Source organism: Sphingomonas sp. IC081, assembly GCF_006874585.1.
Lineage (GTDB): Bacteria > Pseudomonadota > Alphaproteobacteria > Sphingomonadales > Sphingomonadaceae > Novosphingobium.
Map to the genome: position 1 here is coordinate 291741 of NZ_CP029761.1, position 14662 is coordinate 306402.

Below are 14662 nucleotides of genomic sequence, written 5' to 3' on the forward strand. Positions count from 1 at the left end.
GCGATAGCGGAGCCAAGATAGTGGTCGCTTGTCGATGCAGCAGGTCATTGAGCTTGAAAGAATGGCGGGGTTGAATTTGAAAGACTTACAATCTGCTGAGGGCTCGCAAGAAGGTGATTTCGCCGGTTGGGGTGCTGATACCAGCCTCGAAGTGATTCTCAAGAAAGTCATCGCGATAGTTCGGCGAAATGTACTCCTGATCGCCGCAACGGTGGCGAGCGTTGTCGTATTCGGCGCTATCGTGACGATGCTGATTACTCCGAAGTATGATTCTCAGGCCCAGGTCCTCGTCGAAGATCAGGCCGATCAGATCATCGAGGGTAGTGATCTGCAGAGGGCCGGTGCCGCCTGGGATACCGATCGTTTCCTGCAGACTCAGTTGGGAATCTTGCAAAGCCGTTCGCTCGCCCGCAGCGTGGTGGAAGCCGGGCGCTTCCATGAGGATGCGGCTTTCTATTCCGCGATGGGCGTTGATATGCCCTCGGACGACGATCTGGCCCGCGAAGGTTTCGCGAAGAAAGCTTACGGCAATGCGCGCAAGGACGTGGCGATTGACGCGCTGACGGAAGCGCTTTCGGTCAAGCTACCGATGAACAGCCGTATCATCGCAATCACCATCAAGAGCCGCAGCCCCGAATATGCGGCGAATCTCGCCAACATGTTTGCCGAACGCTACATAGACGGCAACTTGCGTCAGAAGTATGAGAGCAGCGCTTATGCGCGCAAGTTCCTGGCCGATCAGCTTGAGCAAGCGCGCACCAAAGTGACGCAATCCGAGCATGATCTCAATCGTTACGCCCGTGCCGCTGGCCTGATCCGCGTATCGAACCAGGGGGACAGCTCGAAACCGGAAGCCGAGCTTTCGGTGACCGGAAGCACGCTCGTCCAACTCAACGACGCGGCTTCGCGCGCGACGGCGGATCGGATTGCGGCTCAGGATCGCTGGCAGGCGATCTCGAAGGCTGCGCCGCTCTCGATCAGCGAAGTGAACAGCAACCAGGCGGTTCAGGCGCTGGTGGGCGAGAAGGCGCGCGTTGAGGCTGAACTGGCCGACGCTCGTTCGCGTTATGTCGATGACGCTCCGCAGGTGAAAGCGAAGAAGGCGCAGCTTGCCGAGTTCGACCGACGCATCGGGGTGATTGCGGAATCGATCAAGCGTTCGTCTTATCTCGATTACCAGTCCGCCAGCGAGCGCGAACAATCGCTTATGGCCAAGGTCGATTCGCTGCGTAACGAAGCGTTGAACGAGCAGGACCGCGGGGTCCAGTACTCGGTGCTCAAGCGCATCGCCGATACCAATCGGGCGCTCTATGATACGCTTCTATCGCGCTACAATCAGATCAATGCCATCGCAGGTGCGGCGGTCAACAACATTACGCTTGTTGATCGCGCCGAGGTGCCGACCGAGCCCTCGTCCCCCAAGCTGATCCTTAACATCGCTCTTTCGTTTATCGTGGGGTTGCTGGTAGCTGCCGCTGCTGTGCTGTTGCGCGAGGTCTTCGATGGATCAATCCGCTCGCCGGAAGACGTTGAGGTGAAGGTCGGGCTGCCGTTACTCGGCCTCATCCCGCTGGAACCCAAGCGCGACGTGAACGATGCGCTGGAGGATCGTAGGTCGGGCGTAGGCGAGGCTTACAGCACGCTGGTCACCAATCTGCGCTATTCCACTGCCAACGGTTTGCCAGAATTGCTGATGGTGACCAGTTCGCGCGAAGGTGAAGGTAAATCGACCGCTTCGCGTACTATCGCACGCGATTTGGCCCGCCTCGGCAAGCGCGTCCTGCTGGTAGACGCCGACCTTCGTCGTCCTACCCTGCACGGCTATCTGGCTGAGCGAAACAAGCGTGGATTGGCCGACTATCTCACCAACCAGAAGACTTTCGACGAAATCGTCGCTCCCACGGACGTGGAGAATCTCAATTACGTGACTGCACTGCCGATGCCGCCAGATCCAGCGCTGCTGCTTGGCGGCGAGGGCGTGAATCGCTTCGTTGCGGACGCGCGTGCGCGCTACGACCTAGTGATCATCGACAGCCCGCCGTTGCTGGGCTTGTCGGATGCGGCGCTGCTTGCTAACCATGCAGACGGCGTGCTCTTCGTGATCGACGCCTCGGTGTTCCACCGCGGCGCGCTCAAGTCGGCGTTGCGCCGCCTCAAGCTTGTCAATGCGAAGATCCTGGGTGTCGTGCTCAACCGTTTCGATCCCAAGAACTCGGGCGATAACTACAGTTATTACGATAGCTACTACACTTATGGCCAGGCTGAGGACTAAGAGGCACGTCGCGTGCGTATGACAGTTATTGGCAAGTTGGTTTGGTTCTCGCTGTGGGTGACCGTTGCAATTGCAGCGGTGGGGGGCGAAATGGATCGCGAGGCTAGGTACAATGAGCCGCTAGCGGTGTACGTCCCTCCTCTGTTTCGCGGGTTTGCGCTCGAAGTCCTGGCGCGTAGAGACTTTGCGCGAGGAGACAATGCTGCTGGCCTGCAACTGGCGCGCGAGATGGTGGCTCGCCGTCCGATACCGGCCGAAGGGATGGCGATGATCGCGCAGGGTGAACTGGCGGCCGGTCGTGAGCGGTCCGCGCTTGCTGCTGTAATGGTGGCGGCTGAGCGCGGCTGGCGTGACAGTTTCACTCAGGCACTCCTCGTCCAGTTGGCCGTCCAAGGCGGCGACTGGGACATCGCGGCGCAGCGCCTCCTAGCGCTCTGGCGGAAGGGCGGGCACAACGACGAGCTTCGTGCTTTGAGTGGCGCGGTGTTGTCGCGCAAGGAAGGACTAAGGGCCTTCAATGCGCAATTGCGCGCCGAGGCAAGCTGGAGCAATGGGTTGCTGCTTTGGTCGGCGCGCACCCTTGATGCTTCGTCGGTAAGGAGTCTGGCACATACGCTGCGGCGCCAGCGTGCTCGGCTCGACTGTTCATTGCTGTCTGATGGTGCAAATAGCGCGATCCGCAGTGGCCGTGGAGAGGCTGTTGACGCGTTGTGGCAAGCAGCGTGCGGTGGTAGTACTTCGAATGGTGTAGCAACTCAGGGGGTTGGAAAACTCTGGTTTACGCCTACTGACGAACTTGTAGGTCCCTTTGGTTGGAGTTACCCCGTTGGGCTAGGTGTCGTCCAAGAAGTTTCTCGTGCAGGCGGCGAGACCGCCTTGCATTTCTCTAATTCTGAAATAATCCGTCAGCCGATTGCAAGGCGGATGTTGCTGTTACCATCCGGGGAGCACTTCGTTAGGGCGGAGGGTGACGCGGTGAAATCATCGATAGGTCTCGGCCTCACTGTTATGATAATGTGTTTTGATCTTGAAGGAAATTACAAGAAAATAGGAAAATTTACTCTCACAAAAGAGGGGCGGATGTTTAGTATATCGGCTGCGTGTGTTAGTCAAATGCTTGAAATTGAGGCGGGGTCCGGTAGTGGCGAGCTGGATTTTATAGTAATTAATTAATTTTTTGGGAGGGCGTGGGAAGATTTTATTCAGAGTTTGAGCTCGATTTTGTACGATTATGCGGCGAAGCCTAGGCTCAGGATCTGTAATTGCGGAGCTAGGCGGTGTGATCCCTCGAGGGTTTCATGGATCTGTCCGCACTGGCCGAGCCGTAGCTTGGTCGTGCTGTATCGGGTCTCACAGAGGCGAACGTTGCATTGACTCGAAGCGGGCTTGGTGGCCCATCCGGTAACCTTCGCAGATCGTTCGTCCCTGCGTTCCCTCTCGGGACACCGCCCCCGGATCAGCTTTGACGCTTCACCCCTGGCAAACAGATTCTATCCTACTTCACGCTTGGAACAAAGTGCCGTCGCGCAGCATGGCATGCATGATGACCGCAAGGCGACGGGCAAGTGCGACACGGGCCTTCTTAGTGTCTGACTCAGAAGTTCATCAACCGTAGCAATATCTTGCAGTTCTGCGAGTGAGCATGCGGATGGAGGCAATTGTTGCCCATGCGGTGGACGATGCGATGGTGGTTTCCCAGTCCTTGGCGAGGCGGCGGCATCGGCCAAGCCATGCAAAGGTGCGTTCGACGACCCATCGCCGCGGGAGAAGCTCGAAGCCCTTTGCCTTGTCCGATCGCTTGATGATCTCGATCGTCCAGTTTCCCGATCCGACGAGGGCTGCACGGAGCTTGTCGCCTGCATAGCCTCCATCGGCAAAGACATGGCGTAACCACGGGAAGCGTTTGCGCACGGCCTTGAGCACATCGACGGCACCGTCGCGGTCCTGGATGTCGGCGGTGTGGACGAGGATGAAGATGAGAAAGTCGCAGGTGTCCGTCAGGATGTGGCGCTTGCGGCCCTTGATCTTCTTGCCCGCGTCATAGCCGCAAGGACCGCCACTCTCGGTGGTTTTCACAGATTGGCTGTCGATCATACCGGCGCTCGGCGAGGCTTCGCGCCCTTCAATCTCGCGCAGGTTCATCACCAGCACCGTGTTCATCGCCTCGAGCAGACCGGTGTTGCGCCAAGCGTAGAAATAGCGCTGCACCGTCGAGACTGGCGGAAAGCATTTGGGCAGAAGCCTCCAGGCACAGCCACTTGCCGCGATGTAAAGCAAGGCATTCACCACCTCGCGCATGTCCGTCGTGCGACGTCGACCTCCGCGCTTGGCTGGCGGGATAAACGGCGCTGCCAATTCCCACTCCCGGTCCGTCATATCACTGGAATAGCGCAATCCCTTCCGGCTATGCTCCTGCCGGGCAATACCAGTCCATGCCATTGATCACTCCATCTCTCGCAGGACGGCGTGAATCACAACATGCTGGTATTGCTCAACAACTTTCGGGGCGGGCTCTTAGATCGGGAGATCGTCCGGTTATATAGAACCGACCCTGCTCGATCAGTCGCGCAGACTTGGAAGCTGCGCTTCGCCAGGTCGATCGACAGCATGTGTGCATTCGCCATATGCTCCTCCTTCGGGCGCCGCCATGGCGCCATTGAGCATCATACAATGCCCGGTGAAGGGAGGCATCCACCGCATCACTTCACTACTTCCAATATCTGATCGAGAACGGTACGATCTCCACCGACATGGCCGATTTCCTAGCGCAGCGGAGGGTTGTAAATGAATGACAACGAACCGACGAGCAACGCGGAAGCGGCGCTGATGCGCTTTCGTCTGGAGCACTTCCCAGACCGTGCTGCGGCGCAGTGGACGATCGTGCGACAGCATGTTCATTTGCAGGCAAGGCGGGCGTTTCGAAGGATCCTGATCGCGGGGTATGTTTCGCATGTGCGGTGGTTCAAGCCGCTGACGCTGGCGGTGGTGACGGTTGCTGCATGGGCATGGGTGTCCGGAGCATTGCCGGAAAACATGACGCTTGAACTGGCAGCCGTAGTCGTGGGGCTGCCCACGCTGCTGCTGGGTAGCGTTACAGTCGCAGAGGCAAAATTTGGGCGACTAGTTTATCATGGAGACTCCCCGCAGATTACCGCAAGTTGGCGCTTTGCACTCAGCCCTGCCTTTAAACGGAAATATCGCGAGAGCTATCGCCGCATCCAGGATCAGCGTCGGACCGGACTGGGTTAAGGATCACAACGACAATGCCCGCCCGCGATTACAAAATAAGGATAAACGGCCGGAATAGAAGCTTAAAATTATCCATAACGCAAAAAATCGAATAGCTCCATAATAAATTTTTAATGTATTAATAATTTCTGTGAGTATTGAAGATGAAGATCGCCGTTTTCGGTCTCGGCTATGTCGGGCTATCCAATGCAGTCCTGCTAGCCCAAAACAATGAAGTTGTTGCTGTCGACATTTCGGCAGACCGTGTTAACGCACTCAATGCACGCAAATCGCCGATTGTCGATGCTGAACTTGAGGTGTTCCTCGCGAACAAGCCACTTAACCTCACGGCGACAATGGATGCAAATACAGCATTGAAAGGGGCTGATTACGTAATAATCGCCACCCCAACAAACTACGATGTCGCGACTGACAAATTTGATACTTCTTCGGTCGAGGCGGTAATCAAACTATCTGTATCCATTAATCCAAATGCGACAATCATCGTAAAGTCGACGATCCCAGTAGGCTTCGTGAGAGACGCCCAGCAGCGCCTAGAAGCCCCTCAGGTCGTATTTAGCCCTGAGTTTCTCCGCGAGGGCCGGGCGCTTTACGACAATCTGCATCCGTCGAGGATTATTGTCGGGGAACGATCTGAGCGAGCACGGATTTTCGCTGATCTTCTGCTTCAGGGCGCGGAAAAGAAGGATGTCGAAATTCTTTTCACCGATCCCGGTGAAGCTGAAGCTATCAAACTTTTTGCGAATACGTACCTCGCAATGCGCGTGGCGTTCTTCAATGAGTTGGACAGCTATGCGATTGCCGGCGGAATGGACACACGCCAGATCATCGACGGCATCGGCTTGGATCCCCGCATCGGGAACCATTACAATAATCCCAGCTTTGGATACGGCGGCTATTGCCTTCCTAAAGACACGAAGCAGCTCTTGGCGAATTACTCAAATGTTCCCCAAAATTTGATTCGAGCCATCGTAGATGCAAACCGAACTCGAAAAGATTTTTTGGCCGATCTTATCGTTTCCAAGCAGCCCAAAAGGGTGGGCGTATTTCGCCTTGTTATGAAAGCAGGGTCAGACAACTTTCGGCAATCTTCGATACAAGGCATCATGAAGCGCTTAAAAGCCAAAGGAATTGAAGTTCTTGTTTACGAACCCACCATGACCGAAAGCGAGTTCTTCGGCTCTAAGGTGACCCACAATTTGGAAGCTTTCAAAGCAGACTGCGATGTAATAATCGCTAACAGAATGACGCCATCCCTGAAAGATGCTCAAAATAGAGTATTTACACGAGATTTATTTGGGTCCGATTAGCTCGATTTTGTACGATTATGCGGCGAAGCATAGCGCCTGGGCCATACGGGTTATGAGACTTGTGCGCGGGTGAGTGTCTGACTCAGAAGTTCATCAACCGTAGCAATATCTTGCAGTTCTGCGAGTGAGCATGCGGATGGAGGCAATTGTTGCCCATGCGGTGGACGATGCGATGGTGGTTTCCCAGTCCTTGGCGAGGCGGCGGCATCGGCCAAGCCATGCAAAGGTGCGTTCGACGACCCATCGCCGCGGGAGAAGCTCGAAGCCCTTTGCCTTGTCCGATCGCTTGATGATCTCGATCGTCCAGTTTCCCGATCCGACGAGGGCTGCACGGAGCTTGTCGCCTGCATAGCCTCCATCGGCAAAGACATGGCGTAACCACGGGAAGCGTTTGCGCACGGCCTTGAGCACATCGACGGCACCGTCGCGGTCCTGGATGTCGGCGGTGTGGACGAGGATGAAGATGAGAAAGCCGCAGGTGTCCGTCAGGATGTGGCGCTTGCGGCCCTTGATCTTCTTGCCCGCGTCATAGCCGCAAGGACCGCCACTCTCGGTGGTTTTCACAGATTGGCTGTCGATCATACCGGCGCTCGGCGAGGCTTCGCGCCCTTCAATCTCGCGCAGGTTCATCACCAGCACCGTGTTCATCGCCTCGAGCAGACCGGTGTTGCGCCAAGCGTAGAAATAGCGCTGCACCGTCGAGACTGGCGGAAAGCATTTGGGCAGAAGCCTCCAGGCACAGCCACTTGCCGCGATGTAAAGCAAGGCATTCACCACCTCGCGCATGTCCGTCGTGCGACGTCGACCTCCGCGCTTGGCTGGCGGGATAAACGGCGCTGCCAATTCCCACTCCCGGTCCGTCATATCACTGGAATAGCGCAATCCCTTCCGTTAGCGATGCGAGAACCCCACGTTGACGCTGCTGGTTATCGGATTTCGATGTTTCGGGCGCCGCCGATGCTGACGTGAAGCATCTCGACCAGCTCTGGAACGACCTTCCAGGATTGAGCCATGATCTCGCCGGCCTGGCCGCGTAGTGCATTCTGGCGTTGATCCTCAGGCATCATGGTCGTGCAATGGCCGAGGATGGCGGTCAGTGGGTGGCCGATTTCCGGACTGGATATGTGCGGCTTCCAGTCGTCGATGCTGAGCCGCATGCCGAGGTAGAAGCCATTGGCGAAGTCCTCCAGGAGAACTTCGCCGGCGTCCGTGCGCATGTAGATGGGAGCATAGCGCTTCGGGCCACCGGACAGGGTCGCACCAATCTGGCTATACCGCTGGAAGATCGTGTTGCGCACGGCCTCCTCGATACTGCCATCCGGCGCCCAGGCGATGCCGTCTCCGACTATAGGACGTAGCCAGTCTTCGGGAGGAATGAACTGGGGCGAGACGACAAGCGCGGCGAGATAGCCGTCGATCATTGATACTCCCGGCATCGGATGCTCGCGAGTGGCCAGCCATTCCTCAAGCTTGTCATGGGTGAGGACGCGCGCTTTTCTGGGCTTCTTTGGGCGCTTGAAGCGACTGGTGCTGCTCATGCGGCCAGTCGCATAGCGGTCGGTTCAGCGGCGCGCCAGTTCCATGCCAGGAGTTGGTCGAGACCATTGTTGAGGACTTCGCCCGAGACCATCCGGGCCAGCACATCGCTCAGCCAGGTGTAGGGATCGAGCCCGTTCAGTTTTGCTGTCTGAAGCAGGGAAGCGAGCACCGCCCAGGTATGGGCACCACCTTCGTTGCCGGCGAACAGGCTATTGCGGCGTCCGATTGCAATCGGGCGCATCTGCCTCTCGATCATGTTGTTATCGACCTCGACGCGGCCATCTTCGAGGAACAGGTTGAGGCCGCGCCAATGGCCTTGAGCATAGCGGATGTGCCCTGCCAGATCCGAGACCTGCGAGACGCGCGGCAGGGTATCGTCGAGCAGCGCCTTGAGCTCCTCCATGATCGGCCTGGACTTCTCCTGCCGAGTGAGCAGCCGGTGCTCGGCACTGGTGCCGCGGATTTCCGCCTCGATCCGATAGATACGACTGAGCAGAGTGATGACCTGCGCGGTGATCGGCGACCGGGTGCTTTTATGCAGATCCACGAAGCGTCGCCGCAGATGCGCGAGGCAGAACGCGAGGCGGATCTCTCCGGACAACCCGTCCGGGCTCTCGAAGGCCTTATAGGCACGATAGCCATCGACCTGGAGCACGCCCTGATAGCGGCCAAGCTGCTCGGATATCGTGCGATGGCTTCGGGAACGGGCATGGACATAGCACACCGCCGGTGGTGCCGGGCCATTCCAGGGGCGATCATCGGTTCCATGGGCCCAGAACTGGTCGATGCGGACTTTGCCGTTGCCGCCTCCAATCACGGGCATCCGGGTTTCGTCGACGTGGATGCGGGGGTGACTGTGGATTGCCCGCAGTTGCAGATCGTAAAGGCCTTCGAGCCACCAGGCCGCGCATTTCAGCCAGCGCGTCAGCGTCGATCGATCAATCTGCAGGCCATGCCCTGCCAGCATCTGGGCCTGGCGATAAACTGGAAGATACCATGCGAAGCGCTGTGTCACGATCCAGGCGATCAGCGAGGTTGTCGCCATCCCGCCTTCGATCATCCTGCGTGGCGCCGGCGCCTGGACGATGCTGCTCTCGCAGGTCCGGCAAGCGTACTTGGGGCGGACGGTGGCGATCACGCGCAAGATGGCTGGCACGATGTCGAGCGCCTCGCTCACGTCCTCGCCGATCTTGTGCATGCTGCCCTGACAGCAGGCGCACTGCGTGCTTTCAGGTTCGATGACGTGCATGATCCGGGGCAGATGTTTGGGCAGAGCGCCGATGTTGCGCCTGGCACGAGGCCTTGCCCCCTTGGCCATCGGATCGTCGTTGGCTGCTGGCGCCATGTGAACGGCGCTCAGGTCCCCCAGATCGAGGCTGCCTTGCCCGTCGAGAACGATACGCGCCTTTTCGGAGCGCGAGCCGAACAGCATGGTCTTGTAGGTCTTCAACAACCTGGAGGCCGCCTCGAGTTCGGCCTCCAGTTCCGCCACCCGGCGGGTCATCGCATCAAGTGCGTCAGCCTGATTTTCCGTGGGGCGGGTCACCCGATTTTGTTAGCACACAATTGCGCCAAAACCGAGAAAAACCGCCACTTCTCACCCCGCCACCTCGGGCTTTCTTATCGGGTTTTCCTCAAGGCGACGCCAGTCCATTCCCCCCAGCAGCAGCGTCATCTGCGCCGCGGTCAGCTTGATCACCCCGCCTGTCACGGGGGGCCAGAAGAACTTCCCAGCCTCCAGCCACTTTGTCACCATAATGGTGCCGGAACCGTCAAAGTGCAGGAGCTTCAAACGGTCCATCCGCTTCGATCGGAACACGAAGACATCATTGGAATAGGGATCTCGGCCCAACTCATTGGCCACCAGCGAGGCGAGCCTGTTGATACCGGCCCTGAAGTCGATCGGACCCGACACCAGCACGACCTTCAGATCGCTGCGCCCGCCGATCATCGCTGACGCAGCGCCTCGCACACAACCCTCAGGACGCCCGCGTCCACCGCGCCGCGCACCACGACGTGAGCGCCGTCGAACCCAATCTCGAGGCTGCCATCTGGAGCCCGCGTGCCATCGTCGACTTCCAGCGGCACAAACGAGATCGGCTCCATCGCCGCCCGGTCGCGCACCGTTCGCCGCCAGTAATGGAGCAAGCCCGGGCTCATGCCATGGCGCCGCGCCACCGCGCTGATGTTGGCGCCCGGCTCAAAGCTTTCTGCGGTGATCCGCGCCTTCTCGTGTGCATCCCACCGTCGGTTGCGCTTCTGCGGGCCGAGGATTGTCGCTTCGCCTACATCCGACTTCGCACTATGCGGCACACCGTTCCAATCCGTATTCGCACACTGTGCCGCACTGTTTAAATCGCCGTTCAAACCGCTGATGTCATCGTCGAGCATCTTGCCATCTCCGCTGCCATTTCAAAGGCAGGGTCATTGGCTCAGCAATCAGCGCCGTCTACGTGGGGCGCTCGCATCGCTAACTCCCTTCCGGCTATGCTCCTGCCGGGCAATACCAGTCCATGCCTGCGGATTCCGATGATCCCGGCCGCCTGTTCCAATCTGATCCCGGCCATCATTCCGATTTGATCCCGGCCGGGCAGAAGCCAGATCGTTTCGCCTGATGGCATTAGGGGTTGGCGGTGGTCAAGCGGCGGTTTGGGTCGCGGGCCGGCGCATGGATTCACCCTCGAGTTCGAGCCGGTGTGCGTTGTGCACGAGGCGGTCCAGGATGGCGTCGGCGTAGGTCGGATCGTTTATGGTCTGATGCCAGCGGGCCACTGGGAGCTGGCTGGTGACGAGCGTGGAGCGTTGACCGTAGCGGTCCTCGAGGATTTCGAGGAGATGGTGCCGGGCGTTGCCGTCGAGCGGCTGAAGCCCCCAGTCGTCCAGGATCAGCAGGTCGACCCGGGCAAGGCTCTTCATGCGGGCGGCGATACGGCCGTCTCCCTTGGCCAGCGTCAGTTCGTCGATCAGCCGCGGCAGCCGGGTGTAGAGAACCGAACGGTTATCGCGGCAGGCCTTGTGGCCGATCGCACAGGCCAACCAACTTTTCCCGATGCCAGTCGGGCCGATGATGGCCAAGTTCTCGTGCCTGGATATCCATTCGCCGGCGAGCAGCGTTTCGAAGAGCCGCCGATCAAGGCTGCGGCGCGTTCGATAATCAACATCCTCGGGCACGGCGCGGTGCCGTAGCTTGGCATGTCGCAGGCGCAGAGCGAGGCGTCTGTCATTTCGGTATGTGGCCTCATGGTCGAGCAGCAGCGCCAGCCATTCGGCATGGCTGAGGCTCGCCGCGTCATCGTTGCCTTCCATCTCGGCAAAGGCCTTGGCCATGCCGGTGAGGCCGAGTTGGCCCAGAAGGTCCAGAGTGGGATGCTTCAGCATTCTTGCTCCTTCAGTTGTAATAGCTCGAGCCGCGGATGTTGGAGTGGATGATCGGCTCTTGCTCGGGGGATTGGGGAACGGGCACCTGGTCGAGGCCCTTCTCGAGGATCGATTTGACCGACGGATAATTGCGCGCCTGGATCTCCAGCGCGCGTAGCGCCGCGGCCTCAAGCCGCTGGGCACCGAAGCGCCTCTCAAGCCCGATGATGCCCAGACAGGAGCGGTAGCCCTGCTCGGGATGAGGCTTTGCCTCGATGACCTTTTCGACCAGCAGGGACAGCATCGGCCCAATCCGGCTTGCCTCTTCGCGGATCTTCGCCGGCGTCCATTCGCCGTAGCGCCGATGGCTGGAGGGCATGTGCTCGGGGACTGTGGTGTGCCGGCCATTCCCACTGCCGCGCATGTGCACGGCGATGCGTTCGCCTCCCAAGAAGATTTCAACCGTGCTGGCTGTGAAGCGGGCTTCGACCTCGCGGCGCGCGAAGCGGTGCGGGACGGAGTAATGATGTCGCTCGATCGCGATATGATAATCGAGCCCGACGCGACAGCGGCGCCATTCGGCATGAACCCACGGCTCTGCCGGCAGCGGTTTGAGAGCCCGATCCAAAAGTTGTTGAGCAATACCAGCATGTTATGATTCACGCCGTCCTTGCGAGAGATGGAGTGATCAATGGCATGGACTGGCATTGCTCGAGAGGAGCATAGCCGCAAGGGACTGCGTTATCCAAGCGACATGACGGATAAGGAGTGGGCGCTGGTGGCCCCGTTCATTCCCCCGGCAAAGCAAGGCGGTCGGCGGCGCAGCACGAATATGCGCGAAGTGGCCAACGCGCTGCTCTATCTGGCTTCGGCCGGGTGTGCCTGGCGCCTGCTGCCCAAGTGCTTTCCACCGGTCTCGACGGTTCGGCGCTATTTCTACGCCTGGCGTAACGCGGGATTGTTCGAGGTGATGAACACGCTGCTGGTCATGAACCTGCGAGAGATCGAGGGGCGCGAAGCCTCTCCCAGTGCGGGCATCATCGATAGCCAGAGCGTGAAAACGACCGAAAGCGGCGGCCCGAGTGGATATGACGCGGGCAAAAAAGTCAAAGGCCGCAAGCGTCATATCCTGACCGACACCTCCGGTTTTCTGATCTCCATCCTCGTGCACACCGCCGATATTCAGGATCGTGATGGCGCCGTCGACGTGCTCAAAGGCATATGGACACCTCGAAGAACCGCCTGATTTCGGCATGATGGCGGCGTGAAGGCTCACGAGGGAAGTATGAGCCTCGGTTTCGGGGTCTGATCTGCTGATTTTCGTCGGGGAGGCGCCTTCACAGGCCATCTTTGGCGTCACGCGGGCGCAATTCGCCCCTCGAGCCAGGCCAGGCGCTGGAAGTTATAGGCAAGGTTGGTCATGCCGATCTTGATGCGGGCACGAGCAATACCGATGGTGCGCACCACCAGACCCATGCGGTGCTTTTGCCCGGCAAAGACATGCTCGACGGCGGAGCGGACCGCCGACCGCTTGGCATTGGCGCGTGCAATACGCTCAGGCATCGCTCGGCGGTGCGGCTTGCGCTGGTGGATGTGGCTGGTGAACATGCCCTTGGCGAGAAAGGCTTCGTTCTTCTTGGAGCGGTAGGCCGTATCGGCCCATACCCCCGAGGCCGTGTTGTCCGGACTGATCAGCGCCGGCAGCCTTGCGCCATCGTGGGCATTGGCGGCGCTGGCATCCCAGGTGCGGATCAGGCCATGCGCCCGGTCGATGCCGATATGGTTCTTGTAGCCGAACATCGGGATGGCCAGATCGACCGGCTTGAAGGCCTTGGGGTCCGCGCCTTCTTTGACCTTGGCCTTGGTGTACTTGACGCTCCAGCGGGCATCGCGATCCTTCTGCCGGATCTTCGCAGGGTTATCCTGCCAGCGCTCGGGGATCCGGCCCTCCTTGATGGCCGCCTTTTCCTCCTCGGTGTTCCGCTGCTTCGGGGCTGGCACCACGGTGGCGTCGATGATCTGCCCGCCCATGGCGAGGTAGCCTCGGTCGGTCAGCGCGGCATCGAAGCGGGCAAATAGCCTGTCGATCGCCTTGGCCTTCACCAGACGCTCCCGGAACAGCCACACCGTCGTCGCATCGGGCACCGTGCCGTCGAGCCCGAGCCCCAGAAAGCGCTGGAATGAGAGGCGGTCCTTGATCTGGAACTCGGTCGCTTCGTCCGATAGCGAGTACAGCGCCTGCAGCACCAGGATCTTGAACATGAGCACCGGGTCGAAGGCTGGGCGGCCACCCTTGCCGCGAGGACTACGACGCAGCGCAGCGACCAGCGGGCCGCGGAAAACCTCGAAATCCACAACCGCCGCCAGACGCTCCAGCGGATCGCCCGCCGCGCTCAACGCCTCATATCGGTTCGAAAGATCGAAGAAACCCGGCTGACCTGCCATCATCGCCTCCGCTATCGCGTAAAGGCAGTGAATCACTTCAGGCCGTCAGGCGCCACGAGTTTTTCGAGGTGTCCATATGCCAGCGCTTCCCCTGGCTGCGCCATATCTTCGCCGATGGTGGCTACGCCGGAGACAAGCTCAGGAGAGCACTCGCCAAAGTCGGGAATTGGGTAATCGAGATCATCAAGCGTTCCGACAAGGCCGAGGGCTTCGAAGTCCTCCCGCGCCGCTGGGTCGTCGAGCGCACGTTCGCCTGGCTGGGGCGGTGCCGCCGCCTCGCAAAGGACTGGGAGGCGACCATCGCCTCGTCTACCGCCTGGGCCACGATCGCTTCTATCCGCATGCTCATCCGCAGAACCGCAAGGTATTGCTACGCTTGAGACACTTTTGAATCGGGCTCTTAGGCTGAACAGCATTTGGCCACGGATAAGTGGATCGTCTGCGGGTTGTCGTTTTCATATGCCGGCGGTGGGCCTCATTCCAGTCGGGC

At 59.3% G+C, this 14662-nt stretch carries 13 protein-coding genes and 2 pseudogenes; 6 read left to right on the plus strand and 9 right to left on the minus strand.

Features of this window, described 5'->3' with window-relative positions; genetic code table 11:
* Nucleotides 1–34: 34 nt before the first annotated feature.
* Both DM450_RS01510 and DM450_RS01515 read left to right on the plus strand, forming a co-directional pair.
* The gene (locus DM450_RS01510) at nucleotides 35–2272 is read left to right on the plus strand and encodes a GumC family protein (RefSeq protein WP_142632296.1); all 2238 of its coding nucleotides are present in this window, start codon (nucleotides 35–37) and stop codon (nucleotides 2270–2272) included.
* 12 nt (nucleotides 2273–2284) lie between these two features.
* Nucleotides 2285–3445, plus strand: a complete 1161-nt coding sequence (locus DM450_RS01515) for a tetratricopeptide repeat protein (protein ID WP_142632297.1) — start codon at nucleotides 2285–2287, stop codon at nucleotides 3443–3445.
* Between the two features lie 432 nt (nucleotides 3446–3877).
* On the opposite strand, the gene DM450_RS01520 is transcribed toward DM450_RS01515, so the two are convergent.
* On the minus strand, nucleotides 3878–4711 hold the full coding sequence (locus tag DM450_RS01520) for an IS5 family transposase (protein ID WP_142632298.1): 834 nt from the start codon (nucleotides 4709–4711) through the stop codon (nucleotides 3878–3880).
* Between the two features lie 345 nt (nucleotides 4712–5056).
* On the opposite strand from DM450_RS01520, the gene DM450_RS01530 reads away from it, so the two are divergent.
* Nucleotides 5057–5521, plus strand: coding sequence for a hypothetical protein (locus DM450_RS01530; RefSeq protein ID WP_142632299.1), 465 nt, complete (start codon nucleotides 5057–5059; stop codon nucleotides 5519–5521).
* 143 nt (nucleotides 5522–5664) lie between these two features.
* The gene (locus DM450_RS01535; RefSeq protein ID WP_142632300.1) at nucleotides 5665–6831 is read left to right on the plus strand and encodes a nucleotide sugar dehydrogenase; all 1167 of its coding nucleotides are present in this window, start codon (nucleotides 5665–5667) and stop codon (nucleotides 6829–6831) included.
* A 93-nt stretch (nucleotides 6832–6924) separates the two neighbouring features.
* On the opposite strand, the gene DM450_RS01540 is transcribed toward DM450_RS01535, so the two are convergent.
* The 7 genes from DM450_RS01540 to DM450_RS01565 form a co-directional block, all read right to left on the minus strand.
* Entirely contained in the window at nucleotides 6925–7695 is a 771-nt protein-coding gene (locus DM450_RS01540) for an IS5 family transposase (protein ID WP_260610366.1), read from the minus strand.
* Between the two features lie 62 nt (nucleotides 7696–7757).
* Nucleotides 7758–8369 carry a UPF0149 family protein gene (locus DM450_RS01545; protein WP_142632302.1) on the minus strand — a complete coding sequence of 204 codons (612 nt, stop codon included), beginning with the start codon at nucleotides 8367–8369 and terminating at the stop codon, nucleotides 7758–7760.
* Nucleotides 8366–9874 carry an IS66 family transposase gene (gene tnpC / locus DM450_RS01550; protein WP_185928750.1) on the minus strand — a complete coding sequence of 503 codons (1509 nt, stop codon included), beginning with the start codon at nucleotides 9872–9874 and terminating at the stop codon, nucleotides 8366–8368. The genes DM450_RS01545 and tnpC overlap by 4 nt, the downstream gene beginning before the upstream one ends.
* 93 nt (nucleotides 9875–9967) lie before the next feature.
* Nucleotides 9968–10321, minus strand: a complete 354-nt coding sequence (gene tnpB, locus DM450_RS25665; RefSeq protein WP_185928675.1) for an IS66 family insertion sequence element accessory protein TnpB — start codon at nucleotides 10319–10321, stop codon at nucleotides 9968–9970.
* The gene (tnpA, locus tag DM450_RS01555) at nucleotides 10318–10761 is read right to left on the minus strand and encodes an IS66-like element accessory protein TnpA (RefSeq protein WP_142632303.1); all 444 of its coding nucleotides are present in this window, start codon (nucleotides 10759–10761) and stop codon (nucleotides 10318–10320) included. The genes tnpB and tnpA overlap by 4 nt, the downstream gene beginning before the upstream one ends.
* 246 nt (nucleotides 10762–11007) lie before the next feature.
* Nucleotides 11008–11748: an IS21-like element helper ATPase IstB gene (gene istB / locus DM450_RS01560; RefSeq protein ID WP_142632304.1), complete on the minus strand. Its 741-nt coding sequence runs from the start codon at nucleotides 11746–11748 to the stop codon at nucleotides 11008–11010.
* 10 nt (nucleotides 11749–11758) lie between these two features.
* On the minus strand, nucleotides 11759–12355 hold the full coding sequence (locus DM450_RS01565) for a Mu transposase domain-containing protein (protein ID WP_221889446.1): 597 nt from the start codon (nucleotides 12353–12355) through the stop codon (nucleotides 11759–11761).
* 63 nt (nucleotides 12356–12418) lie between these two features.
* Between DM450_RS01565 and DM450_RS01570 the strand changes: the two are divergent.
* Nucleotides 12419–12949 (plus strand): annotated as a pseudogene (locus DM450_RS01570) (IS5 family transposase); the annotation flags it as partial.
* Nucleotides 12950–13083: 134 nt separating this feature from the next.
* Here DM450_RS01570 and DM450_RS01575 read toward each other — a convergent pair.
* Complete coding sequence (locus DM450_RS01575; RefSeq protein ID WP_142632305.1) at nucleotides 13084–14172, minus strand: IS5 family transposase; 1089 nt, start codon at nucleotides 14170–14172, stop codon at nucleotides 13084–13086.
* Between the two features lie 71 nt (nucleotides 14173–14243).
* Between DM450_RS01575 and DM450_RS01580 the strand changes: the two are divergent.
* A pseudogene (locus tag DM450_RS01580) lies at nucleotides 14244–14552 on the plus strand (transposase); the annotation flags it as partial.
* Nucleotides 14553–14662 lie beyond the last annotated feature (110 nt).

Coding starts and splice junctions, on each gene's coding strand:
- DM450_RS01510 (WP_142632296.1), top strand. CDS start 35: ATGCAGCAGGTCATTGAGCTTGAAAGAATGGCGGGGTTGAATTTGAAA.
- DM450_RS01520 (WP_142632298.1), bottom strand. CDS start 4,711: ATGGCATGGACTGGTATTGCCCGGCAGGAGCATAGCCGGAAGGGATTG.
- DM450_RS01530 (WP_142632299.1), top strand. CDS start 5,057: ATGAATGACAACGAACCGACGAGCAACGCGGAAGCGGCGCTGATGCGC.
- DM450_RS01535 (WP_142632300.1), top strand. CDS start 5,665: ATGAAGATCGCCGTTTTCGGTCTCGGCTATGTCGGGCTATCCAATGCA.
- DM450_RS01540 (WP_260610366.1), bottom strand. CDS start 7,695: ATGACGGACCGGGAGTGGGAATTGGCAGCGCCGTTTATCCCGCCAGCC.
- DM450_RS01545 (WP_142632302.1), bottom strand. CDS start 8,369: ATGAGCAGCACCAGTCGCTTCAAGCGCCCAAAGAAGCCCAGAAAAGCG.
- tnpC (WP_185928750.1), bottom strand. CDS start 9,874: ATGACCCGCCGGGTGGCGGAACTGGAGGCCGAACTCGAGGCGGCCTCC.
- tnpB (WP_185928675.1), bottom strand. CDS start 10,321: ATGATCGGCGGGCGCAGCGATCTGAAGGTCGTGCTGGTGTCGGGTCCG.
- tnpA (WP_142632303.1), bottom strand. CDS start 10,761: ATGCTCGACGATGACATCAGCGGTTTGAACGGCGATTTAAACAGTGCG.
- istB (WP_142632304.1), bottom strand. CDS start 11,748: ATGCTGAAGCATCCCACTCTGGACCTTCTGGGCCAACTCGGCCTCACC.
- DM450_RS01575 (WP_142632305.1), bottom strand. CDS start 14,172: ATGGCAGGTCAGCCGGGTTTCTTCGATCTTTCGAACCGATATGAGGCG.